This is a genomic window from Rubripirellula lacrimiformis (assembly GCF_007741535.1).
Lineage (GTDB): Bacteria > Planctomycetota > Planctomycetia > Pirellulales > Pirellulaceae > Rubripirellula > Rubripirellula lacrimiformis.
Window position 1 is genome coordinate 7,365,958 of record NZ_CP036525.1, and the last position, 24,636, is coordinate 7,390,593.

Consider the following 24,636-nt stretch of genomic DNA (forward strand, 5'->3'; position numbering starts at 1 on the left):
ATCTTTCGGGGGAAGGGTGGGGAAGAGGGCGGGAATCGACCGTGGGTGGCCACGACTGCCCCGGCGTCGCTCGAATTTCCTGATTCTGAGACTCTGTCGGGATACCGAAGTAGCGGCTTTGGCCAGCAAACCCCTCATCGTTTTATCCGACAAAGTTTGCGATATCCGAACCTTTTTATCTTACATGGGCGGGGCAAATCGCGCCCAAACCCTTTTCAAGGGGCAGAAAAAAACGATTCTTGTCGGTGTCGAATGCGACGACATTGACGGTTTTCGGTAAGAGACAGACAATCCAACCCTGTCATCCCAGGTGGGAACGCCCTTATCCCGCCGTCCGCCAGCCTCCATTTTCTTCCGATTTTCCATGATCCAAGAGACTCGCACCATGAACCCGTTGGCCCAACAAGACCCCGCCATTTGGGAAGCGATCCAAGCGGAAGCCGTTCGCCAGCAAGAAGGGCTGGAAATGATTGCCAGCGAAAACTACACCAGCCTGCCGATCATGCAGGCCGCTAGCAGCGTGCTGACCAACAAATACGCCGAGGGATATCCGGGCCGACGCTATTACGGCGGCTGCGAACACGTCGATGTCGTCGAAACCATCGCGATCGACCGGGCCAAGGAACTCTTTGGTGCGGAAGCCGCCAACGTCCAGCCCCACAGCGGATCCCAGGCCAACACCGCCGTTTACCTGAGCGCCCTGGAAGTCGGCGACACCGTGCTGGGTCTGGACCTAGCCCAAGGGGGTCACCTGACCCACGGCATGAAGCTGAACATCAGCGGCCGGCTGTACAACTTCATCAGCTATGGCGTCGACAAAGTAAATCATCGCCTGGATTTTGATCAGATCGCCGAGCTGACCCGCAAGCACAAGCCAAAGATGATCGTCGCCGGGGCCAGCGCTTATCCGCGTGAGATCCCTCACGACAAGTTTGCCGAAATCGCAAACGATGCGGGCTGCAAATTGATGGTCGACATGGCCCACTACAGCGGGCTGGTCGCTGCCGGCATCCACAACAGCCCGTTCCCGTATGCCGATTACGTCACCACCACCACGCACAAGACCCTTCGCGGACCACGAAGTGGATTGATCATGTGCAAACAAGAACACCTGAAACTGGTCAACCGCAACGTGTTCCCAGGAACCCAGGGTGGCCCGCTGATGCACATGGTCGCCGCCAAGGCGATCTGTTTCGACGAAGCGATGCAGCCGGCGTACAAGGCCTACGGCCGATCGGTCGTCGACAATGCCAAAGTGTTGGCCGATACGCTGATGGCAGCCGGACTTCGCTTGGTCAGTGGCGGAACCGACAACCACCTGATGTTGGTCGACGTGACCGCCGTCGGACTCGGTGGCAAGAAAGCCGAAGAAGCCTTGGACAAGTGCGGCATCACCGTCAACATGAACATGATCCCGTTTGACGAACGACGTCCGGCCGACCCCTCGGGCATCCGCATCGGCACCCCCGCGCTGACCACACGCGGCATGGGCACCGAAGAAATGAAGCGTGTCGGCGGTTGGATCGCCAAAGCACTCTCGGGCCCTGACGACACAGCGTCGCTAGAAGGGATCCGCGGCGAAATTCGCGAACTGTGCCAAAGTTTTCCAGTCCCGGCTGGCCACGATGCGGCCCTGGTTCCCACGAACCCTAGCTAGTGGGCGTGTGAAGCATTTCGTAGCGGAAGTCGTCGAGACTTTCGGTGATTCCACATCCTGTGCCGAAAGTCTTGACGACTTCCGCTACGAAAAACGGCAACCAATGCTTCACAGCGTTAGCCTAAATGGCTCACGAATCAACAGCTCGCTGTCCACGCTCGCTGTCGACCAATGTTCGCTGTTCACACTGCCCGCGATCCCATTCGCAGCCCTACCTTTTGCGGAATCAATCATGCACAAAATCCTGATCGCCGATGACAACGACGCCAACCGAGAACTGCTAGAAGCCTACTTGGTAAGCGTTGACTGCGAACTTGAAACGGCTGTCGATGGACAGGACACCCTGGACAAGGTTGCCTCGTTCCAGCCCGACCTGGTGCTGCTGGACGTGATGATGCCGAAACTAAGCGGGTTCGAAGTCTGCAAACGACTGAAGGATTCGCCGGACACCCGGCGAGTGATGGTGTTGATGGTGACGGCCTTGAACGAACTGGGCGACCACGAACGGGCAGTGGCGGCCGGCACCGACGACTTCCTCAGCAAACCGGTCAACAAGATCGAATTGCTAAAGCGAGTCGAAATCATGCTGAAACTCAAAGGCACCGAAGACGAACTGGAACGCCTGCGTCAGTACATCCAAGCGATGGAAGAAACCCAAAAGCAGTAACCTGAGTTCTGCCGTATTGGGATTTGCCAGAATTCCTGGGTCCGATCGATCGATTCCGATCAAAGCGTGCAATTCGGCGGGAATCCTGGCGATCTGCACTACGCCGATCCCGCTGGCCACTCACCCAAGACGTTATTCGTCGGAGGAATCGGGCGATGCCGGGTCGTCCGGGTTGGCGTCGGCGTCGGCGGCCGCTACTCCATCGCTCTGGCCAGGTTTCTTTGCGACGATCGGATCGGCGTCGTTCAATTCTAGGATCGTCTTGATCACGTCCACCAATTGGTCCAACCGAAACGGTTTGAACAGGACACACTTGGGGTGCAAACCGTGCTGGCGTGCTTTGACAATCGAATGGCCCGGGTCGTAGCCAAAGCCTGTCATCAGCACCATCGGAACGCGATTCATCAAATCGCCTAACCGCAGCATCAATTGATATCCGCTGTAATCGGGCAGCCGGATGTCGCTGATGATGACGTCGTACAGCCCCGCACCGCCGCTGTTGCGAACCATCCACAGAGCTTCGTCGCCCTTGTGAGCGGTTTCGACGATACATCCGTAACGTTCCAGCAATCGGTGGGCGTCCTCGCGAACCGGCCCGTCTTCGTCGACGACCAAGATTCGGCGCCCACGAAGCGAGGAATGTTGGGGCGACTGGATCCCGACGGGGACGGCTTCCAGCGGCGTCATCTTCTGACCAACCTGCTGGATCGTTTGCTTGATGTCGCGAGCGTTCTGCAAAATGCGTTGCAAACGTTCGACCACTTCGGGGCTGTGCCCGATGTAGCCCTCCATCACATTGACCGCATCGTTCAAAATTTCGTCGACCGGCATGGCGACGGCGCTGTGGATCGCGTCGCAGCTTTGCTGGGCCGTGTTGGCTTTTTGGGCGACCAACAACTCCAGCGTATTGAGTGCAAAAGCAACGTCGCGGGCAAAGATTTCCAGGAACTGCAGGTCACTGTCACTGAACGCATTGGATTCGGGGCTTTCGACGTTGATCGTCCCCAGCACTTGATCGTGCAGAATCAACGGAGCCGTGATCGAACTTCGCGACGACACCACGCCGGGAATGAACAACGGATCGTTCTCGACATCCTGGCATACGTAGGGCGTCCCGCTGGCGGCAACGTAACCGGTGACCCCATTGCCTTGGGGGTGCGCAAACAATTGACGATCGGCCGCATCTTGGTCGATGCCAACACTTAGCAGCGGAACCAGGTTTCCGGTCGCATGTTCCAACAAACGAATTTCGATGACTTCGAAATTCAACAGGTCACTTAGGTAGTGACGGATGTTTTCCTTCAACAGATCGATTCGTTCATCGACTTCCATCATGAAGATTTCGGTCGGACGCAGATCGGCAAGTTCGCGTCCTGCCTTGTGAATCGCTTCCAATTTCTGCTGCTGCAGAATTTCTTCGGTGATGTCGCTGACGGTAACGATCAGCTGACGTTCGTGATGGGGTTGGACCAGCGGTGCAGCGTGCACTTGGTAGTAGCGGTTCTGGGCGGTGTGCAGCGTGCTGTTGCTCTCCTCGCCGGTGGCCAATGCCGTGTGAAACGGACAGAAGTCGGGGCCCATGATCTCGGGGTTGGACAACAACTGATAGAAGTTCATCCCGCTGATGCTGCCCGTCTGGCCTGACCATTCGATCAAGCGACGGTTTCCCCACAACACGCGAATGTCGGAATCCAGCAGCGCCACGCCCTCGGGCATGTCACGCAGCATCAAACCGCTCTGGGCAATGCCGCGTAGCTCGCTCAGCTGAGGCAGCTGATCTCGCGCAATCCAAACGCCGTCGATCGACGGCTCGTTCAACTCGTCTACCACCGCTACCGAGGTATCAACGACGATGACTTGATCGCGGTCGATGTCGCCAGGCAACGTCTGCGGATCTCCCACGCAGATTAGTTTGCGTGGCTTACTGGTAGCCTGCGTCGCCTGAGGCGATCGGTTCATCGATCTTCTCCCACCACCGCACTGCTGCGAAAAACTTTGATTGCAGCCAGCGATTTCGTCATTGCCGTGGTGGCTCTGACGCATATCCCGTTGCGAATTCCCAAGTCAGTTTGTCCATCATACGACGGACATCCATTCTTGTCACAATCCCAAGTGACAATTTGGCGTCACGACGCCACTGGGGACCCCAAGTCACCACCACGCCAGCGGATCGGTTCCGGATCCCCCCCCGTCGGTCGCAGCCCCCAACCGCTCTGCAACCGAAAGCCGCCGCAAGCGAAAGCCACTGCAAACGAATCGAACTGCAAACGAATCGAACTGCAAGCTGGCGGAATCCGCTGCCCAATCGGCAGCGGCCCTGTGGCTCCTCTTCGACGACCGCGACACCCGCGTCCACGGTTTTCGATCGGCACATTCGAGTGAAACATTGAACCGCCCCGAGAATTCGACTCGGAAATGTGCAACCCGCCGCCGCCGTTCCAATCCTTCGTTCGCCTGCCCAACCAGCGATTTTGGGGGGCGGCGGGAGGGGACATCCCAGCGATTCATCGATTGACCAACGGTGGACGCCATTGCCCACACCGGCGACTAGGCCCGGATCGAGCATCAGGAATCTGCCCACAGTGCCAGCGATCTGTACCGCGCGTCAGCCATCTGTACCGGGCGTCCGCCAGACGCCCCGAAGTCCGCCACGGGCTGGAACGAATTCGGCCACGGAACACACTTTGGGCGAGGCGGGACGCAGAGAAGCCGACTTTCGGCGGAACCAGATTCTGCCGTACTGGCCCATGCGCCAGCAGCTATACAGATGACCCGCGAATGGCCCAAAGTGCAATCACCAAAGTGACTTGTTCGATTCCAACGATTATTCCAAGATTTTGTCGCCTCGATCCAGCGGCCTGCATCGCGGCATCGACTCGCCCGGCCTCGGCGTCGGGATTCCGCCACGAGGGCCCCCTCTGTTACGGCAACCCGCACAACCCAAACACCCCCCACGTGGAAAACCGAATAAGTTAACGAGCCCATCTGGCACGTTCATCCGCTGGTTACGAGGCACAACCAAGACGCGGGCGGCACCCAACCAGCCCCCCCTCCGATGCTAGGTTCCCAAACTGGCCGATCATAGGTGAACAAAGTCGGTCCGCGACCAGGCGGTTGCGGCCAGCCGGAACGCATGCTGGGACAGGGTCGATCGCCCATCGGATCCCCTGCGGAGCAAGATCCAGCCCTTTACCGCCGGTGCCTGTGCGCTACAAATGAACCGCGCGAACATCGTCGACGAACTCGCACAAACCCCGTCTATGACGATGAACGGATCGCATGGAGACGCGAACCGCATGGTAAACAATGCGCAACAATCGACAGCCTGCGAAAGCTGATCGACGGATTTCCAAAACGTGAGACAATTTCCCCGTTTTCGCAAAATAGCTGACGGCGACTTGTTGACACCCAGTGTACATCCTTTACCATTGCGGACCGCTGGACAAACCACCCAGCTTGCGCAGCCGTTAAAAACTTCCTCGTATTTCTTCTATGACCTCACGTGCTGTGAGACGTTTCTGGAGGGTTCCCCCAAGATGAGAACACAAGTGTTAAAGACAGTATTCGGGCTTGTTGCAGCGATGTTGTTCGCTGTAAACGCCCAAGCAGGTTGTGGCGAATGCGGCGGCTGTGAAAACGGCTCCGGTTGCGTCACCAGCGGTGGCGTTGCCATGGGCAGCGGCGGCGGCAGTGTCGTCTACAGCAGCGGCTCGGCCGGTGCATCGCTGGGTGCTGCTTGCGGCCCAAGCGTCTCTTACGAAACCCGTACCGTGATGCGTTCGCAGTACGTGACCGAGACCCAAATGGTCCCGACCACGACTTACCAACGTCAAACAGAAACTCGCATGCGTGACGTCACTCGCCAAGTGGCGAAGGTCGAAACTCGCGAACAAACTTACACCGTCAACGTTCCGCAAACGCAAACGCGTACGGAAACTTACGACGTTCAAGTTTGCGTTCCTTACACCGAAGAAGTGCCTTACACGGTACAAGTTCCTGTAACGACCGAAGTCGAAGAATCCTACCAAGTCAGCGTTCCTGTGACCGAGCAAGTTGAACAAACTTACACGGTTCAGGTTCCTAAGACCGAAGAACGCACCGAAACCTACACCGTTTCGGTTCCTTACACCGAGCAACAAGCTTACACCGTTTCGGTTCCTTACACCGAACAGGTCGAGCAAACTTACACGGTTCAAGTTCCGGTTCAAAAGACCCGCGAAGAAACCTACCAAGTCAGCGTTCCTTACACCGAACAAGTTGAACAAACTTACACGGTCCAGGTTCCTGTCACTTCGACTCGTACTGAATCGTACCAAGTGTGCGTTCCTTACACCGAAACCGTGACTCAGTCGTACCAAGTTCAGGTTCCGTACACCGAAACCCAAACTCAGTCGTACACGGTCAACGTGCCTTACACCGAAACCGTCGAGCAAGCTTACAGCGTTACGGTTCCTTACACCGAACAAGTCGCTCAGACCTACACGGTTCAAGTTCCTTACGTCGAACAAGTTGCACAGAACTACACCGTTCGTGTTCCTGTTCAACAAACTCAAACTGCCTACCGCACTGTCACCAAGTGCGTTCCAGTGACTTCCATGCGAAGCGTCACCCGGGACCTGGGCAGCTACCAATGCCAAGCAGTCGCCACTAGCGCTGCTTCGTACAGCTCGGCTCACGCCGGCCACCATCATTCGGCTCGCCGCGGCTCGAGCTGCGGTTCATGCTGCTGCTGTGCACCTGTCTCCACCTGTGGTGGCGGATGCGACAGCGGTTGTGGCGGATCGGCTTCGGCCGGTGCTGCTTGTGCACCTGCGGTTTCTTACCGTCAAGTTTACGTTCCTAACTTGGTGACCGAGCAAGTTCCAACCACGTCTTACCAGCGTCAAACCGAGCAAGTTCCTTACAGCTACACCACGACCAGCTACACCACGCAAACTCAAACTCGCATGGTTCCTGTTCGCCGTTGCCGTACCGAAACTCGCCAACGAATGGTCAACGTCACCAAGTACCGCACCGAACAACGTTCACGTACGGTTCAGGTCCAAAAGTGCCGTCAAGAACAACGTACTCGTGACTACACCGTCACCAAGTACCGCGTTGAAACTCAAACCCGCGAAGTGCCTGTCACCAAGACTCGCCTGGAAACTCGCACCCGCGAAATCCCAGTCGTCACTTGCAGCACCGAAACCCGTACCCGTACGGTTCCGGTCACCAAGACTCGCCTAGAAGACCGTACCCGTACGGTCAACTACACGGAAATGAGCACCGAAGAACGAACTCGCACCGTTTCGGTTCAAAAGACCCGTCAAGAAGAGCGTACTCGCGACATCACCAAGTATCGCAACGAAGAACGCACCAAGACGGTTCCTTACACCACCATGGTTAGCGAAACTCGTACTCGCACCGTTCCGGTAACGAAGACTCGCTTGGAAACCCGCACCCGCATGGTTCCTAAGACGACCTACACCACCGAAACCCGCACCAACACGGTCACCAAGAACCGTTTGGAAACTCAACAACGTAGCCGCGAAGTTTCTTACACCGTCAACGTGCCAGAAACTCGTACCCGTAGCTACAACGTGACTGTTTATGACACCGTCACCGAACAAGTTCCAGAAACTTACTCGGTCTGTGTCCCAGTCCAAACGATGAAGGCTGTTCAAGTTCGCAAGTGCGTTCAAGTTCCGTCGACCATCAACGTTCCTGTCTACGGCTCGGCTTCGGCTAGCAGCAATGGCGTCATCACTGCTGGCAGTGGTTGCACCAACTGTGGCGGCGAAGTCTCCACCGGCGAAGTCATCATGCAATCGGCTCCTGTCGAACAAGTTGCACCGATGGCAACTGGTGCTGGCTGCGTCAACTGTCAGTAATGACCGAAGACTTCCGCCCCTCAAGCGGATAACCAACGATCGAAAGCCCCGGAGACGAAAGTCTTCGGGGCTTTTTTCGTTGGCCCCAACCGAGCCCCAAATTCACCTGAATTGACCAGACGGCTAGTAAGCAGGGCAATTTTCGTTGTAGCTTGACGGCAGCACCTTTTTCCAACGCTCCGCTTCGGACTGCCACCATCAAGTTTTGCGGGGGCGACCAGAGCGTATCGTTTCTCCCCTCTCCACAAGAGACTTTCGCCGTGCAGCATGTTGATGTGAAGATTCATGATCAGGTGGCTACGATCTTGATGGACCGTCCTGCCGTTCGAAATTCATTGCACCCCAACCTGATCGAAGACCTGCAAACGGCCTTTTCAGATGTGCACCAAGAAAAGCGTGTTCGGGCAGTGATCCTGGCGGGCAGCGGCGACCACTTTTGCGCCGGCACCGACATGAAGACGTTGGGCGAGATCGCGGCGATGCCCGAAGGCGAAGCGATCCAACAATGGTTCGCAGCGTGGCGGCACCTGACGGAATTGTTCGAACAGATCCTGCGGTTCCCGAAACCGGTGATCGCCGCGGTGGACGGCGCGGCGATCGGCGCCGGCTTTGGACTGGCGCTAGCCGCCGACATCATCGTCCCCTCGGACCGTTCCATCTTTGGCGCCAATTCGGTCCGCCGCGGCCTCGTTGGCGGCGCCACCGCAGCCCTGCTATCGTTTCGTGCCGGAGGCGCCGTCGCTGCACGCATGACGCTGACCGGCGTACCGATCGATGCACCGGAAGCCTACCGAATTGGACTGACGATGGCACCGGTCGTTTCGCAGCAGGTGTGGGTAGCGGCCAAGGACGTGGCGCTGTCCTGCTGTCATGGCCCCCGGGAAGCCGTCCAAGCGAACAAGAAGATGCTGAACGAAAGCATCGGCGAACATTTGCTAACCCAAATCGCGGCCGGCGCGGCCGATAGTGCCACCGCCTGCACCACCGAATCCGCCAAAGAAGGGATCCAGTCGTTCTTAGAAGGCCGGGAACCCACGTGGCCCTAGCCCAACAGCCTATCGGAACACGACTGCCCACTGCTGCCGCGGGACCGCACACCGATCGGCGCCACACCGTGATGCGATCCAGTTCGAAACGAGTGTTTTGGATAGCCATCCTTTGGCTTTCCCTGTCCAACGCGGCATTTGCGTGGTCGGCGTCCGGTCACCACGCCGTGGGCGTGATCGCTTACCAGATGATGGACGCTGGCCAACGAGATGCGGTGATCGAAATCCTGCGTTCCCATCCGCAGTTCGCCCAACACTTCGGCCCACCTCGCGGGGTCACGGATCCCGAATCGATTGCACGCTGGCAGATCGGAATCGCCGGATGTTGGCCAGACATGATTCGGGACACGGATTGGGACCGGCCCCGGTGGCACTACCAAAACGAAGCCAGTGTCGTGATCGGAAACGTGCCCACGCCGGGCCCGACAGCCCCGTTGCCGCCGCGATCGACGATGGACGACACCGATCTGTACCTATCGCAGGCGACCGAGTTGTGCGTTGAAAGGTTCCGAAACGTGTCGTTGCCGGATTCCGAACGAGCGGTCGCAATGTGTTGGATCTTGCACCTGTTTGCCGACGGGCACCAACCATGCCACGCCGGTTCCCTGTACTCGGCTGCATTCCCGCGCGGCGACCGCGGAGCCAACCGGATCGAACTGACCGACGGCAGCAACCTGCACGCAGCCTGGGACCGACTGCTAGGCGGATACCCATCGCCCAACGACGTTCGCCAACTGGTCACCGGGATGGGCGATATTCGCGGCCGTATGGAGAACGAATTCCGCCTGGGCGGCGGTGGCCAGTGGCTGCGGCCGCAAACCTGGATCGCGGAATCGATGTCCATCGCACGATCCCATCTGTATACCGACGAAGTCACCGGCCCAGTCATCGCCGCATCGCGCGGACTGACGCCCACGGTCCCACCGATCCGGCTTTCCGCCGACTACTACCTGGCCGCCGGCCAGGTAGCCCGACACCGAGTCCAACAGGCCGGCTATCGCGCCGGCGCGGTGATCGCCCGATGCCTGCATTCGCCAACGAGCACCCCACAGCGCTAGGGCAAACGCCCCCCTCGTTTAACCGCGTGGGCAACGCCCCGCGCGCACCCCAAACGCAACCCCGCAAGGCACGCGACCAAACAAGCCAAACCGCCCGCCCTACAAACGCCCCCAGTCGTTTAACCGCGTGGGCAACGCCCCGCGCGCACCCCCAAACGCACCCCCGCAAGGCACGCGACCAAACAAGCCAAACCGCCCGCCCTAAAATCGCCCCAGTCGTTTAACCGCGTGGGCAACGCCCTCTTTATCCTACACATCTATTTTAAGCCTTTGATTGCCAAATAGGCTTCGTGGTAGGCATGGGCTTTGAGCAGACCACGCCAGATGGTCGTCGAGCCTGGAGGTCCTTGCCCGTGTTGGTCTACGTAGCCACCTAGTTTGGCAATCACTCGACAAAAATCTTTCAGCGTCGGTGGGGTATCGCTGTGCAAAACACCGCCTTCAACGACCGTCATCACCGCTTGCCAAAACGTCGCATCGTAGATCGCCCCGCAGCTTGCCTCCGGAGTGACACGCGAAGCGCTTTTAAGTTGCTCGACTCGGAATGCCGTGATCATCAAGGCGGCCACAGCGTTCAAATATGCGTCAATACTTTGATACTTCAGCTTCTCTATCCTCATCCCGCTCTTGAGCGTCTTGAAAAAAACCTCGATGTCCCAGCGCCTGCAGTATGCTGATAAAACTAGCTCGATCTGAGCCAAGCTGGTCACCGCGAGTGAAGTAAAGAGTACCCAGTGGATCGGCTCGCACCCCACCGGAGGATCAAGCTCAACCGCTTCGACAACTTGAAGCTCCACGCGAGCAACCTTTCCGCCGGGACGCTGCGGGCCATGCACTTGAACCGTCTTCGCACGAACCGAGATCGTTGCCGTGCGGCCGTCGCGGTTGCTTCGGCGTTTGCGGCTTTCACCGCTAATTAACGACTTTCGTGGCGAAACACTGACTTCAAATTCGTGCGAAAAAGGGACTTCGGCAATCGCCTCGCTCAGCACCTTGGGTTGTTCAGCAGAGCCAAGATAGACTCGCCGATCCTGACATCCGCGGATAACGAAATCATAGTTTTCGGCCAGATCATTGTTCTGGATGAGCAACTCGTAGATGTCTGATTCGCTGTCCGAGACGCCGATGTAATGAGTTTGAGGGTTTGCCAGAGCGATCTGTTCGCCGCTTTGCATCAGTTCAAGCCAACGAGCGCTTTCCTTTTCTTCAAACGCCATGGTCCTGATCTCGCGATCGCGTTGAGCTTTGCCCACGTTTTGGCGAATCGAGTCACGTGTCCAGATAAGTTGGTCAACGCAACCCAAGACGAGACCATCGAGAGTGACGGCATAAAGCGGATGCAGAAAGAATCCCCGCTTTTTTACGTCCTCCAGAGGCCCGGCACCGACGACTTGACGCGAAGGTTTGGTGAGATCGCAAACGGTGGTGTCCTGTGCCAGCACGACGACATCGTACTTGGCTGACCGCTCCATCGTGGCTTGATTATGGGGCTGCAGAATTGCCATCCAGTTCACACTGGGGGTGTTGAAAAGCCGGTAAGTGGCAGTGAGGTCTGCAACTTCTCCGCACGCCGCCGGTGTCGAGGGCGCTACCTGATCGAACTGCTCAAGAATTCGCCTGAAGCGTTTACTTCGACGCTTGTCACCCAGGTCCAAAGTCCGAGTCTCTTCCTCAATCCATCCTGGACACATCGAATCATCTCCGTCCCTTGAAGAAATGTCAGGGACGGAGTGTCTCAAGAAAGATGTGTAGGATAAAGAGGGGCAACGCCCCGCGCGCACCCCAAACGCACCCCCGCAAGGCACGCGACCAAACAAGCCAAACCGCCCGCACTACAAACGCCCCCCAGTCGTTTAACCGCGTGGGCAACGCCCCGCGCGCACCCCAAACGCAACCCCGCAAGGCACGCAGCCAAACAAGCCAAACCGCCCCCCCTACAAACGCCCCCCAGTCGTTTAACCGCGGGGGCAACGCCCCGCGCGCACCCCAAACGCAACCCCGCAAGGCACGCAGCCAAACAAGCCAACCTGGCCTCGCGAAGCGGGGCGTCGCGAACTTCAACCTTGGCTGATCAAGAACACCCCTGCCAAGATCCCACCGATGCACACCAATTTGGCTTGCCAGTTCAGTTCGCCTAGCCGCAGGATCCCGAACAGGAACGAGACGATCACCGACGTGCGTCGCACCGGCGAGATGACGGATATCAATGCATCGGGATCCGAAACCGCTGTGAAATAAAGCCAATCGGCGATCAACAAGAACACCGCGATCAAGGGGATCGACCACCGCCACTGAAATGGCTTGGCGGCCCGATCGCCCCGCCACCAACGGATCGCCAGCGGCAGCATCACCGGGACCAGATAGATCGAAAACCAAGCCTGCGTGGCCGATGGCGAAATCTGGATCGATTGCAACAGATACTTGTCGTAGATCGAACTGACCGCACCCAACAATGTGGCGGCGATCATCAATAGCACCGCGGGGCTACGATGAAACCGAATCCCTTCGCGTTTTCCGACTCGCGAGAACGCGGTAAAGGATGCGACGATGATCGCGATCCCACCCCACTGTCCCCACGACGGCCGTTCGCCCATCGCCAAAACGGCGATCGCGATGGTCCAGATCGGGCTGGTCGCACGGATCGGCGTTGCGATCGATATCGGCAACTGTTTCATGGCAAAGAATGCCAAGGTCCATGACGTCCCCACCAACAGCGATTTCGCCATCAGCAATCCATGATGCTGCAGTGGCAGGTCGGTCAGTCCAGCCAAACCGCCGCCCGCGGTATCGAAACCGGCCGACGACGCGACCACGGCGGGAAGCCACACCAGGGCGGCCGTGACGACGTTCAACAGCAGGACGATCGGAACCGCGTTGTCCCGAACCGACGACTTCTTGGCGATGTCATAAAACCCCAGAAAGATCGCCGACAAAACGCTCAGCGCGATCCATCCCATCACGAACCGAGGTAATCCAATCGGCGTTGGACTTCGCCCTTGGCAGGTGGATCGAACATCAGTTTGATCTTGTCAATTTCGATCGGGAACCGTCCATCGGTATGGTCGCGGAGAAACACGGCCGTCCCAAGGATCTGCAACGCTTCGGCGTCCGTCGTCGCCTTGGCCAATGCCCCGTACAGCGATGCCCGCGCGTCCTGGCCACCGACCACAGCCATGAATTCGACCGCGCGAGCGACTACCAATGGGTCCGAGTCCTGCAATCGATCGGCCACGTCATCCGTCAAAGATGCGGCTGGATCCCCCAAGGCAGTCGCGGCGATCACCCCCCAATACCGTGTCGCCGCATCGTCGCTGGCGATTGCCTTGCGAAGACGGTCCTGGGCATCGGCAAACGGCAGCAGCGCCAAATTGGCGACGTCGATCAGTTCAGCAATGTATTCCTGGTGGCTTTGCCCAAAGGCGACCGGGTCGTTCATCGCCTGTTCCACCAACTTGGCTTCCGGAACGAAGCTTAGATCGGGCATCCCTTTCAACCGATCCATCAACCGCGATCGCAATTCCAACAGCTTTGCGGCGTGGGCAGGGTCCCCGGCCAGATTGTGAGTTTCGAACGGGTCCACGTCCAAGTCGTACAAGGATTCGACCGATTTGGGACGAAAGAATTGGCTTTGCACTTCGTTCAGCTTGCCAGCCTGATACAGCGATCGCCACTGACGATAGGCCGCCATCTGGTAGCGATAATTGTTCTGCATTCCATCGGGATAAAACGCTTCGAAGTTGCGAACGTATTTGAAGTTGCCTTTTCGAAGTGTGCGAACCAGATCGTACTTTTCGTCAAAGCGATCGGCATACCCGAATGCTTCGTCGCGTGCATCGACTTCGGCGGGATCGACCGAATCGCCCAAGAACGCTTTCCCATCGACGAATGCGGGCGGTTGGATCCCAGCCAAGCTGAGCACGGTCGGACCGAAATCGACAAACTGAACGAACCCGTCTGTCCGACTGCCCAGCGAGCGACCTACTTTGTCTGCGAATTGACGAGGCACACGAACGACCAACGGGACATGCAATCCCGATTCGAATGTGTAACCCTTGGATCCAGGCAACACCCCGCCGTGGTCGCCAAAGTAAAAGACGAACGTGTTTTCCAACTGGCCGGCAGCGTCCAGTTCCCGAATGATTCGCCCCACCCCATCGTCGATCACCATCATTTGGTCTTGGTAACGAGCACGTGTGTAGCGCATCAGCGGCGTGTCAGGAAAATACGGCTGCAGTTGGACCGACTGGGGATCGGTCACCGTCGCCTTCTGTGTCACATCGGACTCTGGAAAATGCAGACGTCCCTCGTGCGATGCCGCATCGGTTTGAACGTGAAAAAACGGCGTGTCGTCGCCGGGCCGATTCTTCCAGGACGCACGCTTGGACGAATCGTCCCAGACACCGCGGGACGGCGTGGCGTTGTAGTCTTCTTTGGATTGGTTGGTGGTGTAGTACCCCGCTTGGCGCAGATAGGCCGGAAACATCTGCATGCCCGACGCCAGCTTTGCCAGTTCGATGCGCCGATGAAACTGTGTGCCGATTCGAGGCCCATAGCAGGATGTGATCAGCGTGGTCCTAGCCACCGAACAAACCGGTGCATTGGAAAACGCATGGTCAAAGGTGATCCCGTGATTCGCCATCGCTTCGATATTGGGCGCCGGAGCCCCCATTGGATCGAAGTGCCGCAGGTAGTCCGCCGAATTGTCCTCGGACATGATCCAAACGATGTTCGGTCGCGGCGGGCCAGTCGATGCACCGTCGGTCTGGCCAGCCTCCGTCGCAGGGGACGACGAAGATTGCCCGATTGCAACGTTTGACACGCACAGCGCGACCGCCAAGGCCATCGCTGACGCCATCTGCGGGTAGAATTTCGAAGCAGGACCGAATCCGTCACTTTGACGTTTCGAGCAACCGACCAGACGACATAGCGATTTCAAGGGATTTCAATCCATGCAAGTGCGTGAGAGACAAACTTTGGCAAGCAACGATTGTAAACCATCCGGTCCGATTCGGGCGACGAGATCGTTTTGGCAACCAGCTTCGGTGGCGGCAAGTCGACGGCGATCGACCGCAATGGCGGTGTGCTTCATTGCCTGCTGGGCCGGGTCATGGCTGACACCTGTGGCCAGCGGTCAACCGCCCACCGATGCCGAACCGAAGAAGACGTCCAAGCCGGCCCCGGATGATGGGCCACCCGAACTGTCCCTCTCGGCGCTGTTTCATCCGGACGACAAGCAGGACTTCGGCGGCGAACTGCCAGCGACCCATTGGATCGATCGGGACGGCGCACCATCGACGCTCCTGGTACGGCGTGGCCAAAAGTGGATGCAGGCCGACTTGGACCAAGACGGACCCACCAAAGATCACGAGCAACCCTGGCCGGTGGTTGGTCAGTTGGCCAAGCAATTGAAATCGCTGGATAAGATTTCGGACGAACAATCGGAAACGATTGCCAACCGAGCGGTCACCAAGATGAATCGCGAAACCGACACGGTGTTGGTCAAGATCGGCAAGGCGTTGGCGATCGCATCCCCCGACCGTCCGGCACGCTGGCTGACGCAAGACGGCGCGACCTGGAAGAACGCAACGCTGGATCCTACGGCCCGACGGGTCGCCTATACCCGCGACGGCGATCTGTTTGTGGTCGATGTCGCTACCGGCGCGTCCATGCGACTGACCGACGACGCCGACGAAACGCTGCTGGACGGAATCCTGGACTGGACCTACCAAGAAGAAATCTTTGGTCGCGGAAACTATCGCGGTTTTTGGTTCAGCCCCGACGGCAACTGGCTGGCCATGCTGCGAATCGACATCAGCCGGATCGAACCCTATGTCTTGACCGAAGCGTCATCGGATCGCGGGTCCAGCCTGGTACGGCGGTACAGCAAGGCTGGCGACCCGATCCCGCAAGCCAAGCTGTACCTATGGGATCTTCGGCAAGCCCAAGAAGGCATTGTCCCGCCCGCCCGTTTGGTCGAGGAATCGACGCAGGAGAACGAGAAACTGATCACCGGAATTTGGTGGCACCCGCGGAAAGCAACGATGCTGTACGCCGTTAGCGATCGATTGCAGACTTGGCGCGAACTACGCCGGATCGACTCGTCATTCTTGACCGGACGAAGTTCCACCAGCGACCTGGTTCTGCGCGAAGACAGCCCCGCGTGGATAGAACCACCAACGGCGCCACAGTGGCCCGACGACGACAACCTGCTGTGGCTCAGCGAAGTGCCCAGCGGATACAACCGACTGTACCGCGTCGCGATCGACGGCAGCATCGTTCGACCGGCTTCGCCCGATGGACTGGACGTGGCATCGTTTCGCGTGGACCACCAAAACCAGCACATCTTGGTCACGGGCGACCAGGATCGCGGCACCGTCGACCACTACGTCTATCGAATCGATCGCCGCGATGGGACCGACGCAGCCGCGCGATCGACAACCGACCTGGTTCGCGTGACGACGGAATCCGGATGGCACGCAACCGAGATCAGCCCCGATGGCCGCTGGTTTGTTGATCAATTCAGCACCCCCAATCAACCGCCGCAGGTCAGCGTTCGATCGGCGGATGGCCAGCGACGGATGCCGATCGGGGCAGCCAAATTGAAAATCGCCAAGCCGATTTCCAATCCCGAACTGTTTTCGATCTCGACCCCGGACGGCATCGAATTGCCTGCGATGCTGGTCAAACCGGCGAACGCGGGACCATCGTCACCGGTTCCCGTGGTGATCGAAGTTTACGGCGGCCCCCGCGCACCGGTCGTGCGAAGTCGCTGGGGGGGCAAGCAAACTCTGTATCGCGAACTGCTGGCTCGCCGCGGGATTGCAACATTGGTCGTCGACAATCGTTCCAGCGCGGGCCGCGGGATCGCCGACACCTGGACCATTCGCGGCCGGGTCGGCGAAGTCGAGATGAAAGATGTACAGAGTGTGGCGGACTGGATCGCCCAACAACCTTGGGCCGACGCCGACCGTGTCGCGATTCGCGGCTGGAGCTTTGGCGGTTTCCTGACGCTCTATGCGATGACACATAGCGAATCTTTTGCCGCTGGAATCGCCGGTGGTTCCGTCACCGACTGGCGCGAATACGATTCGATCTACACCGAACGCTACATGGGTCTGCCGCAGGACAACCCCGACGGCTATTCCGCCACGTCGCTGATCGATGTGGCGGGGGATCTGCATGGTGAATTGCTGATGATCCATGGGGAAGTCGATGACAACGTCCACCCGTCGAACACCCTGCGAATGGCGCATGCCCTGCAGAACGCCGGCAAAGACTTCCGATTGATGATCTATCCCGGGGCCGCACATTCGGTGGGATCCGGCCCCCAGGGCTGGCATATGTCGCAGATGATAGACCGTTTTTTGATCGAAACGCTGACCCCCGATTCGTCGGGTGAATGATGCTTCGCGCGAATCAGGCGGTGGGCGAAGCGCCCCTAGCCAAAAGGGGCTCGTTTCCGCGACACGGGCCCATCGACCGCCGCATCCGGGGGGATTCGAACCCCAATGGCGCGTTGGGGTTGGGACAATTGTGCCGTCTCCGCCAAAACTGCCTCGTAAAAGTCAGTGGAAGGCCTGTGCGCCGTAGCCCATCGTCGCTAAACTACGCGGCTCGACCATTAAGGGCGAGCAATTTTGATACCAAGTCAGTTTAGATAACCAGAGGGTTTTATGTACGCCATCATCGTTGACGGTGGTCGCCAGTATCGCGTCCAACCAGGCATGGAATTGGATGTCGATTACCGCGATATCGCGCAGGGTGAAAACCTGACTTTCGAGAGGGTTTTGGCCGTCAGTGGTGACGACGGGATGAAGCTAGGTGCTCCAACCGTCGCCGGTGCGACTGTCACAGCATCTGTCATCGGTCTGAAAATGGACAAGAAGATCTACGTCCAGAAGTTCCGTCGCCGCAAAAACAGCAAGCGACGCACCGGGCACCGCCAAATGCACACCCGCGTTCGCATCGAAAGCATCGCTGGCGCTTAGTTCAGTATCTGGTTTTCGCTTCGGCCCGGATCATTTCCTCGCCGCCGACGTTCACCAGCTTCCTGACCCAATGAATCACGATTACAGTGACGCTACCGCTTCCATCGGAAGGGGCGGCGTCATTTTTCGTAGAAACGCGGAAGCATGAATCGACGTTGAACATCACGGTCTGTTCAAACAGGCCGCCAGCGTGCACGATCGACGCCGTGGGCGGGTGAGACTTGCCGCAGAGGGGCGGGCTTTCACTAGGGGATGCCGCCATGGCGATCGCCCAACGCCATTGACCTTCCAACCGGAGAGTCATCGAATCGTGGTCTAAAAGCAGATGGCATTCGGCGAGCGACTTGCCGATCACTGGAATAAATCCACAGCCCACGAGGCCCGCGTTGATCCCCTATTCAAGCTTGGCGGACTACGAACTTGGCGAAGTCCTAGGCGTGGGAACCGTGGGGACCATCTATTCCGCGACCGAAAAGGCCAGTGGTAACGTCGTTGCCCTGAAAAAGCTTCACCCGGCGGTCAGCCAAGACGCGACAATCCGAGCCCGTTTCGAACGGGAAATGCTGATCCTATCTCGTCTGCGCCACCCCAACATCATCGCTTACCACAGCGGCGGCGACGATCATGGCACATTGTTCTATGTGATGGAAATGGTCCGCGGCGGCACCGTCAAAGACCTGTTGGAATCCGACGGCCGTTTCCAGTGGCCGGTCGTGGTCGAACTAGGACGCCAAATCTGTTCGGCGCTTCAGTACGCTCACAACTACGGCGTGATCCACCGCGACCTAAAACCGGGCAATCTGTTTTTGACCCGCGATGGGACCGTCAAACTTGGCGACTTTGGGATCGCTCGCGATCTGCACAACGCCGACCTCACCAACAGCGGCATGACGGTCGGCACCCACGCCTACATGGCTCCCGAACAGATTACCGGTGATGCGTCGATTTCGGGCAAAGCCGACTTGTACGCACTGGGCTGCTGTCTTTACGAGATGCTGGTTGGGCGAAAACCGTTCAACGGCGAAAACTTTGCTCAGTTGTTCGAACAGCATCTGCGGACTCCGCCACCACGGGTGCGTGACGCGGTACCGGATTGCCCGGCTGAATTGGACAACATCGTGCATCAACTGCTGGCCAAACGTCCCGAAGACCGCCCCTTCAACGCCCGCAGCGTCCAGGCCGTGATGCTGCAGCTGGACGAATCGCAGCAGCCTCATCTGGCCGACACCGATGCGGCGGGCCCCCATCCGACCGCCCCCCACCCAATCGACCGCGATTCACCGACCGACGTCGCAGCCGAACTGGCCGGCCCGAACCAACAGGGTTCTCGGTCTGCCGCCGCTGCAGCCACATTCGATTCTCCCGGGCGTCGACTGTTGGTCGACCAGATCCGCGACCGCGGCAAAGGCATGGCAGACCGATCGGTCAGCTGGACAAGACTAGCCATTCTAGGGGGTGCGATCGTCTTGGGCATCGTGATCGCGCTGCTGGTCAGCCGGATGCAATAAATCCAGTTATCCATGGGGGGTCGTGATCGGAACGCGATTCGCTGTTATTCTGCCGGCAGACAACGCCCCGCAAACAGCCTCTGTGGTCCTCGCGGTGGCCGCGTCTGCTCGTGACCCGATGTCGGCGATCGAATCCCACCTTACCCAGGAATGACCTGATGAACCAACGATGCCTCTTCGGCGGCGTGGCGATGTTGTTATCGCTATTGATCTCGCCAGCCGTCCTATCCGCACAAGACGCTGATGCGAAAGAAAAACCTAAAGTGCAACGCAACGAAAAACAGTCCATCGGCTACTTCCTAGGCGTCTCGGTTGGCCAACAGATGAGCCAAAACGGATTCCAGTTGGGTGACATCGATATCGAGTCGCTGCTGGCCGGTTTCAAAGACGGCATCGGCCAATCCGATGCGTCGATGAGCGACGATGAATTGCGAGAAACGCAAACCAAGATTCAAGAAATGTTGGAAACCCGACTGCGCAGCAAGGGCGTCGATTTCTTGGCAGGCAACGCCAAGGAAGAAGGCATCAAAGAACTCGCCGGCGGCCTACAGTACAAAGTGCTGACGGCTGGCGACGGCGAATCCCCCGCAGCTACTGACACGGTCAAAGTCCACTACACCGGCAAGCTGATCAACGGCGAAGTCTTTGACAGCTCGGTCCGCCGCGGCGAACCAGCCACCTTCCGTGTCAATCAAGTCATCAAGGGATGGCAAATGGCTCTTCAAAAAATGAAGGTCGGCGACAAGTGGATGTTGTACATCCCGTCGGACTTGGCCTACGGCGAACGCGGGAGCCCCGGCGCAATCGGTCCTCACGAAGTCCTGATTTTCGAAGTCGAATTGCTGGAAATCCAGTAGTTCCTTCCAGGGCCTTCCCCCAACAATGTCGATCATCGCAATTCGTTGCGATGATCGATTTTTTATGCGCCGACGGTGCATGTGCCGAAGATCCAAACATCAGCCAATCCAACGGGCAAGCATTTCCTATACAGACGCGTTAGAATCGATTACTGCTGCGGTCTGCCTGTCCAATTTGCACACCCATCGACGGTACCCAGCGGACCAGTCGCAACCCCCGCCTCTATCGAAAAAGGTCTCTGATGAGCATCGCAACCGAATTTCAACTGCTGCCGGAAGTACAAGCGTTTCTCGATCGCGAATCGATCCCAGCCTTCGTTGGTGGCCGTGAACTGAAATCGCCCAGCGGCGAAACGATTGCGACGATCGACCCCGGGTCGGGGCAAACGCTCTCTCACATTCACGAACTGGATGCCGCATCCGTCGACCACGCCGTTGATGTTGCCAACGAAGCGTTTCCCGCTTGGTCCGCACTGTCGCATGACGAGCGCAGCAAGATCTTGCTGAAACTGGCCGATGCCGTCGAATCCCACAAACCGATCATCGCGCAGATCGAAGCGTTGGATGCTGGCAAGATCGAAGCCCAGGCGCAAGGCGACGTCCAAAACTTTGTCGATACGCTGCGTTACTTTGTCAAACTAAACGGCTCGGTTGAACTTCGCACAAAACGAGATGTGCCCGGCTTTGATGCCTGGACCTACAAACAACCCTGGGGCGCGTGTGCGTTCATCTTTCCGTGGAACTTCCCCTTCCTGTTGATCGGATGGGGCATCACCCCCGCGCTGGCCGCCGGGAATACCGTCGTGATCAAACCGGCCGAAGACACGTCTTTGTCGGCGCTATACCTGGCCGCATTGGCCAAGGAAGTCGGTGTTCCAGACGGGGTGATCAATGTCGTGACAGGCCGCGGAGCTACCGTCGGATCGGCGCTGACCCAAAACGCGGACATTAAACGCATGTCGTTCACCGGATCTCCCGAAGTCGGACGCATCGTGGGTGAAACCTGCGGTCGCAACCTGGTCCCGGTCAAACTGGAACTGGGCGGCAAGGGCGCAGCGGTTGTCTTTGACGATGTGGACGTCGAAGACACCGCCGAAAAGCTGGTCGGTGCGATCACGTTCCACTCGGGCCAAGTCTGCTGTGATGCGACTCGCTGGTTGATCCACGAAGACATCTACGACGAGTTTGTCGGGCACTGCATTGACCGCATGAAAAACATTCGCATCGGGCATCCACTGGACCCCAACAGTCAAATGGGCCCGGTCGTGAATCCCAAGCAATGCGAACGCGTATTGGGCTATGAAAAGAAGGGACAGGCCGAAGGCGCCGAGTGCATCTTCGGTGGCGGCCCCGCATCGGTCAGCGGATACACCGGCAACTACGTGAACCCAGCCCTGTTGGCCGGTACGCTAGACAATGTTGCCGCACGCGAAGAGATCTTTGGCCCTGTCGCTTACCTGGTCAAATTTTCGACCGAGGCGGAAGCGATCGAAATGGCCAACAACACCGACTACGGATTGGCCAATAGTGTTTGGACCAAGGACGACAAACGGGCGGCGCGAGTTGCCGAAGCCATGACGGCGGGCAACAGCTGGATCAACGCTCACAACGTCTTCGCCCAAGGTGTCCCCTACGGCGGCGTCAACAAGAGCGGCCTGGGTGGCGGAGTCCTATCGGCCGAAACCCTGATGGATTACTACCGCAGCACATCCGTCGTTCGCCCGCTGTAGTTGTTCACCGGCGCACCACTGTCCTGGGATTGCCAGGCCTGCATCGCCTGGCCCAGGACAGGTCGCCCGTCATTCGGTTCGCTCCGCCGCCACAACGATTCCCTTCAAGACGATATCACTATGCGTAATCTGGTTCATCCACGCGACGAAATCATGCAGACGATGGACCGAATCTATCGGTACCGGATGACGACCACGTCGGGCGGAAACTTGTCGATCCGCGACAACGAGGGGAACGTCTGGATTTCTCCCGCGCGAGTCGACAAAGGCAATCTGACGCGTGACGACATCGTCTGCGTTCGTGCCGACGGAACCGTGGATGGTAAACACCCACCGTCATCGGAATTCCCGTTTCACCGCGCCATCTATGCGGCTCGGCCAGACATTCAATCCATCGTGCACGCCCATCCGGTCGCCCTGGTCGCGTTCAGCATTTGTCGCCAAACGCCCAACACAAGACTGTTTCACCAAGCCCATAACGTGTGCGGAAAACTGGGCTTTGCACCCTATGCGTGCCCCGGCAGCGAAGCACTGGGAGAAAGCATTGCACAAACATTCGCAAGTGGTTGCGATAGCGTGATCCTAGAGAACCACGGGGTCGTCGTGGGTGGCGAATCGCTGCCGCGTGCGTTCGAACGATTCGAAGCGTTTGAATTTGCCGGCAAGACATTGGTCAAAGCCAACCAGTTGGGCAGCGTCCGATTCCTACAGGACAAACACCTGCAACAAGCGGCCGACCGAGCTGTCGATTTCGAATCCTTCGATCCGCCGGCCCCCACACCGAACGAACAAGAACTGCGAAAACAGTTGTGCGACTTCCTGCGTCGTGGCTGCCGCCAACGATTGCTGATCAGCACCGAGGGCAGCTTTTCGGCGCGAGTCGACAAGAAATCGTTCTTGATCACCCCCAGCCAAAAGGATCGCGAACTGCTGACCGTCGAAGACCTGGTCCTGGTCAGCGGCGATGGTCGCGAATCCGGAAAACTGGCTAGCCGTGCCGCCCGCGCCCACCAAGCCATCTACGCAGCGCACCCCGCGGTCAATGCAATCGTCTTCGCGCACCCCGTCAACGCGACCGCGTTCAGCGTCACCGATTCCACCTTCGACGTCCGCACGATCCCCGAAAGCTATGTCTTTTTGCGTGACGTCAAACGAGTGCCCTACGGCGTCCAATATCGCGACTACACCGAATTGGCGACCTACGTTTCCGAAGCATCCCCGGCTGCGATGCTAGAAAACGACGGCGTGATCGTGACCGGCCGTAGCGTGCTGGACACGTTCGATCGTTTGGAGGTCTTGGAATCCACTGCCGAGGCGGTGATCAATGCCAAGGCGATCGGAGAAATCCAAACGATGCCAGAGGCCGTCATCGACGAACTGCGGCGCGAGTTCAACTTAAGCTAAAACCTACTTCAAACAGTCGGTCAGCTTCTGACACGCCATCCCGTTCAGCAGTTGTGCTAGTTCGGGATCGTACCGGTGACCCTCGTCCCGCATGAATGCGTGCTCACCGTTGAATTCATGCCAAGTGAAACAGGTCTCCGCCGCCGTCATCGCATCGTAGACCAGACGGCGTCCTTTTAGCGGGACATGAGGATCTTGGCGGCCCCAGATCATCATCATTTCGGCTTGGATATCACGGACCCTGGCCAACGAATCGTCGCCCGTTCCCAAACTGCCTTTGTGAATGTCCGTGGCGTAAAAGCAGATCCCAGCTTTCACTTCTGGATTCATCGCGGCACGAAATGCCAAGTGGCCGCCTAAACAGATCCCGACGGTTCCGATTTGGCCGGTGCAGTCCGGATCATTTCCGAGATATTCGATGACCGCACGAGCATCGGCGTCGTATTGAGCGACGGTCTTTGTGATCTTCAGTTCGTTGCCGCGTTCGGTACCTTCCCGATCGTAGGCAAACGCTTCGCCGGGTTCGGTGAATTCATGGTAGACATCGGGCACCGCAACGACAAACCCATGCCCTGCGATCATCGCCGCAGTGCGCGCGATCGGGGCCGTCATCTGGTAGATCTCGGAATACAGGATCACGCCCGGAAACGCTCCTGCTGCATCGGGGCGAAACAAATGAGTCCGCATGGGTCCGGATGGCGTATCAATATCCACCGGCAAAACGGGCTGAATGCGCATCGCAACGCCTTTTGAATCGGGTCATCGAGTGAAACGGGCCGGCTAGACAACGCCGCCCGCATCACTGTTGTAACGACCCCGATTCCCCTCGTGTTGCTCCAGCACCGCAGCCC

Annotated in this window: 17 protein-coding genes; 11 read left to right on the forward strand and 6 right to left on the reverse strand. The window is 58.3% G+C overall.

Translation table 11 applies throughout. The features are described from left to right. Nucleotides 1-364: 364 nt before the first annotated feature. Nucleotides 365-1,657 carry a serine hydroxymethyltransferase gene (locus K227x_RS25665; protein WP_391540397.1) on the forward strand — a complete coding sequence of 431 codons (1,293 nt, stop codon included), beginning with the start codon at nucleotides 365-367 and terminating at the stop codon, nucleotides 1,655-1,657. 232 nt (nucleotides 1,658-1,889) lie between these two features. After that, complete coding sequence (locus tag K227x_RS25670; protein ID WP_218933532.1) at nucleotides 1,890-2,324, forward strand: response regulator; 435 nt, start codon at nucleotides 1,890-1,892, stop codon at nucleotides 2,322-2,324. A 132-nt stretch (nucleotides 2,325-2,456) separates the two neighbouring features. On the opposite strand, the gene K227x_RS25675 is transcribed toward K227x_RS25670, so the two are convergent. Next, a complete protein-coding gene (locus K227x_RS25675; protein ID WP_145174725.1) occupies nucleotides 2,457-4,283 on the reverse strand; it encodes a hybrid sensor histidine kinase/response regulator in 1,827 nt (608 codons plus the stop codon). Nucleotides 4,284-5,905: 1,622 nt separating this feature from the next. Here K227x_RS25675 and K227x_RS25680 point away from each other — a divergent pair. From K227x_RS25680 to K227x_RS25690, 3 genes are all read left to right on the forward strand, one after another. Then, a complete protein-coding gene (locus K227x_RS25680) occupies nucleotides 5,906-8,194 on the forward strand; it encodes a hypothetical protein (protein WP_246146262.1) in 2,289 nt (762 codons plus the stop codon). Nucleotides 8,195-8,454: 260 nt separating this feature from the next. Continuing rightward, nucleotides 8,455-9,240, forward strand: coding sequence for an enoyl-CoA hydratase/isomerase family protein (locus K227x_RS25685; RefSeq protein WP_145174730.1), 786 nt, complete (start codon nucleotides 8,455-8,457; stop codon nucleotides 9,238-9,240). A 92-nt stretch (nucleotides 9,241-9,332) separates the two neighbouring features. Further along, nucleotides 9,333-10,298 carry a S1/P1 nuclease gene (locus K227x_RS25690; protein ID WP_218933533.1) on the forward strand — a complete coding sequence of 322 codons (966 nt, stop codon included), beginning with the start codon at nucleotides 9,333-9,335 and terminating at the stop codon, nucleotides 10,296-10,298. 257 nt (nucleotides 10,299-10,555) lie between these two features. Here the strand turns inward: K227x_RS25690 and K227x_RS25695 are convergent, their stop codons facing one another. The 3 genes from K227x_RS25695 to K227x_RS25705 all read right to left on the reverse strand — a co-directional run bounded on the left by K227x_RS25695 (nucleotide 10,556) and on the right by K227x_RS25705 (nucleotide 15,234). Further along, a complete protein-coding gene (locus K227x_RS25695) occupies nucleotides 10,556-12,115 on the reverse strand; it encodes an IS4 family transposase (protein WP_145174736.1) in 1,560 nt (519 codons plus the stop codon). A gap of 240 nt (nucleotides 12,116-12,355) precedes the next feature. Beyond that, entirely contained in the window at nucleotides 12,356-13,255 is a 900-nt protein-coding gene (locus K227x_RS25700) for a DMT family transporter (RefSeq protein WP_145178458.1), read from the reverse strand. After that, a complete protein-coding gene (locus tag K227x_RS25705) occupies nucleotides 13,255-15,234 on the reverse strand; it encodes a sulfatase-like hydrolase/transferase (protein WP_246146266.1) in 1,980 nt (659 codons plus the stop codon). Before K227x_RS25705 ends, K227x_RS25700 begins: the two co-directional genes overlap by 1 nt. Before the next feature lie 136 nt (nucleotides 15,235-15,370). On the opposite strand from K227x_RS25705, the gene K227x_RS25710 reads away from it, so the two are divergent. Next, the gene (locus K227x_RS25710) at nucleotides 15,371-17,701 is read left to right on the forward strand and encodes a S9 family peptidase (protein WP_218933534.1); all 2,331 of its coding nucleotides are present in this window, start codon (nucleotides 15,371-15,373) and stop codon (nucleotides 17,699-17,701) included. Nucleotides 17,702-17,971: 270 nt separating this feature from the next. After that, nucleotides 17,972-18,286 (forward strand): 50S ribosomal protein L21, encoded by a 315-nt coding sequence (rplU, locus tag K227x_RS25715; RefSeq protein ID WP_145174742.1) that lies wholly within the window; start codon nucleotides 17,972-17,974, stop codon nucleotides 18,284-18,286. Nucleotide 18,287: 1 nt separating this feature from the next. Here the strand turns inward: rplU and K227x_RS25720 are convergent, their stop codons facing one another. Further along, nucleotides 18,288-18,641, reverse strand: a complete 354-nt coding sequence (locus K227x_RS25720) for a hypothetical protein (RefSeq protein WP_145174745.1) — start codon at nucleotides 18,639-18,641, stop codon at nucleotides 18,288-18,290. A gap of 31 nt (nucleotides 18,642-18,672) precedes the next feature. On the opposite strand from K227x_RS25720, the gene K227x_RS25725 reads away from it, so the two are divergent. From K227x_RS25725 to K227x_RS25740, 4 genes are all read left to right on the forward strand, one after another. Further along, on the forward strand, nucleotides 18,673-19,794 hold the full coding sequence (locus tag K227x_RS25725) for a serine/threonine protein kinase (RefSeq protein ID WP_246146268.1): 1,122 nt from the start codon (nucleotides 18,673-18,675) through the stop codon (nucleotides 19,792-19,794). 158 nt (nucleotides 19,795-19,952) lie between these two features. Then, a complete protein-coding gene (locus tag K227x_RS25730) occupies nucleotides 19,953-20,651 on the forward strand; it encodes an FKBP-type peptidyl-prolyl cis-trans isomerase (RefSeq protein WP_246146269.1) in 699 nt (232 codons plus the stop codon). A gap of 242 nt (nucleotides 20,652-20,893) precedes the next feature. Continuing rightward, complete coding sequence (locus K227x_RS25735) at nucleotides 20,894-22,381, forward strand: aldehyde dehydrogenase family protein (RefSeq protein ID WP_145174747.1); 1,488 nt, start codon at nucleotides 20,894-20,896, stop codon at nucleotides 22,379-22,381. Between the two features lie 120 nt (nucleotides 22,382-22,501). Next, on the forward strand, nucleotides 22,502-23,785 hold the full coding sequence (locus K227x_RS25740) for a class II aldolase/adducin family protein (RefSeq protein WP_145174750.1): 1,284 nt from the start codon (nucleotides 22,502-22,504) through the stop codon (nucleotides 23,783-23,785). A gap of 3 nt (nucleotides 23,786-23,788) precedes the next feature. On the opposite strand, the gene K227x_RS25745 is transcribed toward K227x_RS25740, so the two are convergent. Further along, entirely contained in the window at nucleotides 23,789-24,523 is a 735-nt protein-coding gene (locus K227x_RS25745; protein WP_145174753.1) for a dienelactone hydrolase family protein, read from the reverse strand. Nucleotides 24,524-24,636: the final 113 nt, after the last annotated feature.

Coding starts and splice junctions, on each gene's coding strand:
- K227x_RS25740 (WP_145174750.1), top strand. CDS start 22,502: ATGCGTAATCTGGTTCATCCACGCGACGAAATCATGCAGACGATGGAC.
- K227x_RS25735 (WP_145174747.1), top strand. CDS start 20,894: ATGAGCATCGCAACCGAATTTCAACTGCTGCCGGAAGTACAAGCGTTT.
- K227x_RS25675 (WP_145174725.1), bottom strand. CDS start 4,283: ATGAACCGATCGCCTCAGGCGACGCAGGCTACCAGTAAGCCACGCAAA.
- K227x_RS25710 (WP_218933534.1), top strand. CDS start 15,371: ATGGCGGTGTGCTTCATTGCCTGCTGGGCCGGGTCATGGCTGACACCT.
- K227x_RS25745 (WP_145174753.1), bottom strand. CDS start 24,523: ATGCGCATTCAGCCCGTTTTGCCGGTGGATATTGATACGCCATCCGGA.
- rplU (WP_145174742.1), top strand. CDS start 17,972: ATGTACGCCATCATCGTTGACGGTGGTCGCCAGTATCGCGTCCAACCA.
- K227x_RS25700 (WP_145178458.1), bottom strand. CDS start 13,255: ATGGGATGGATCGCGCTGAGCGTTTTGTCGGCGATCTTTCTGGGGTTT.
- K227x_RS25665 (WP_391540397.1), top strand. CDS start 365: ATGATCCAAGAGACTCGCACCATGAACCCGTTGGCCCAACAAGACCCC.
- K227x_RS25680 (WP_246146262.1), top strand. CDS start 5,906: ATGTTGTTCGCTGTAAACGCCCAAGCAGGTTGTGGCGAATGCGGCGGC.
- K227x_RS25670 (WP_218933532.1), top strand. CDS start 1,890: ATGCACAAAATCCTGATCGCCGATGACAACGACGCCAACCGAGAACTG.
- K227x_RS25730 (WP_246146269.1), top strand. CDS start 19,953: ATGAACCAACGATGCCTCTTCGGCGGCGTGGCGATGTTGTTATCGCTA.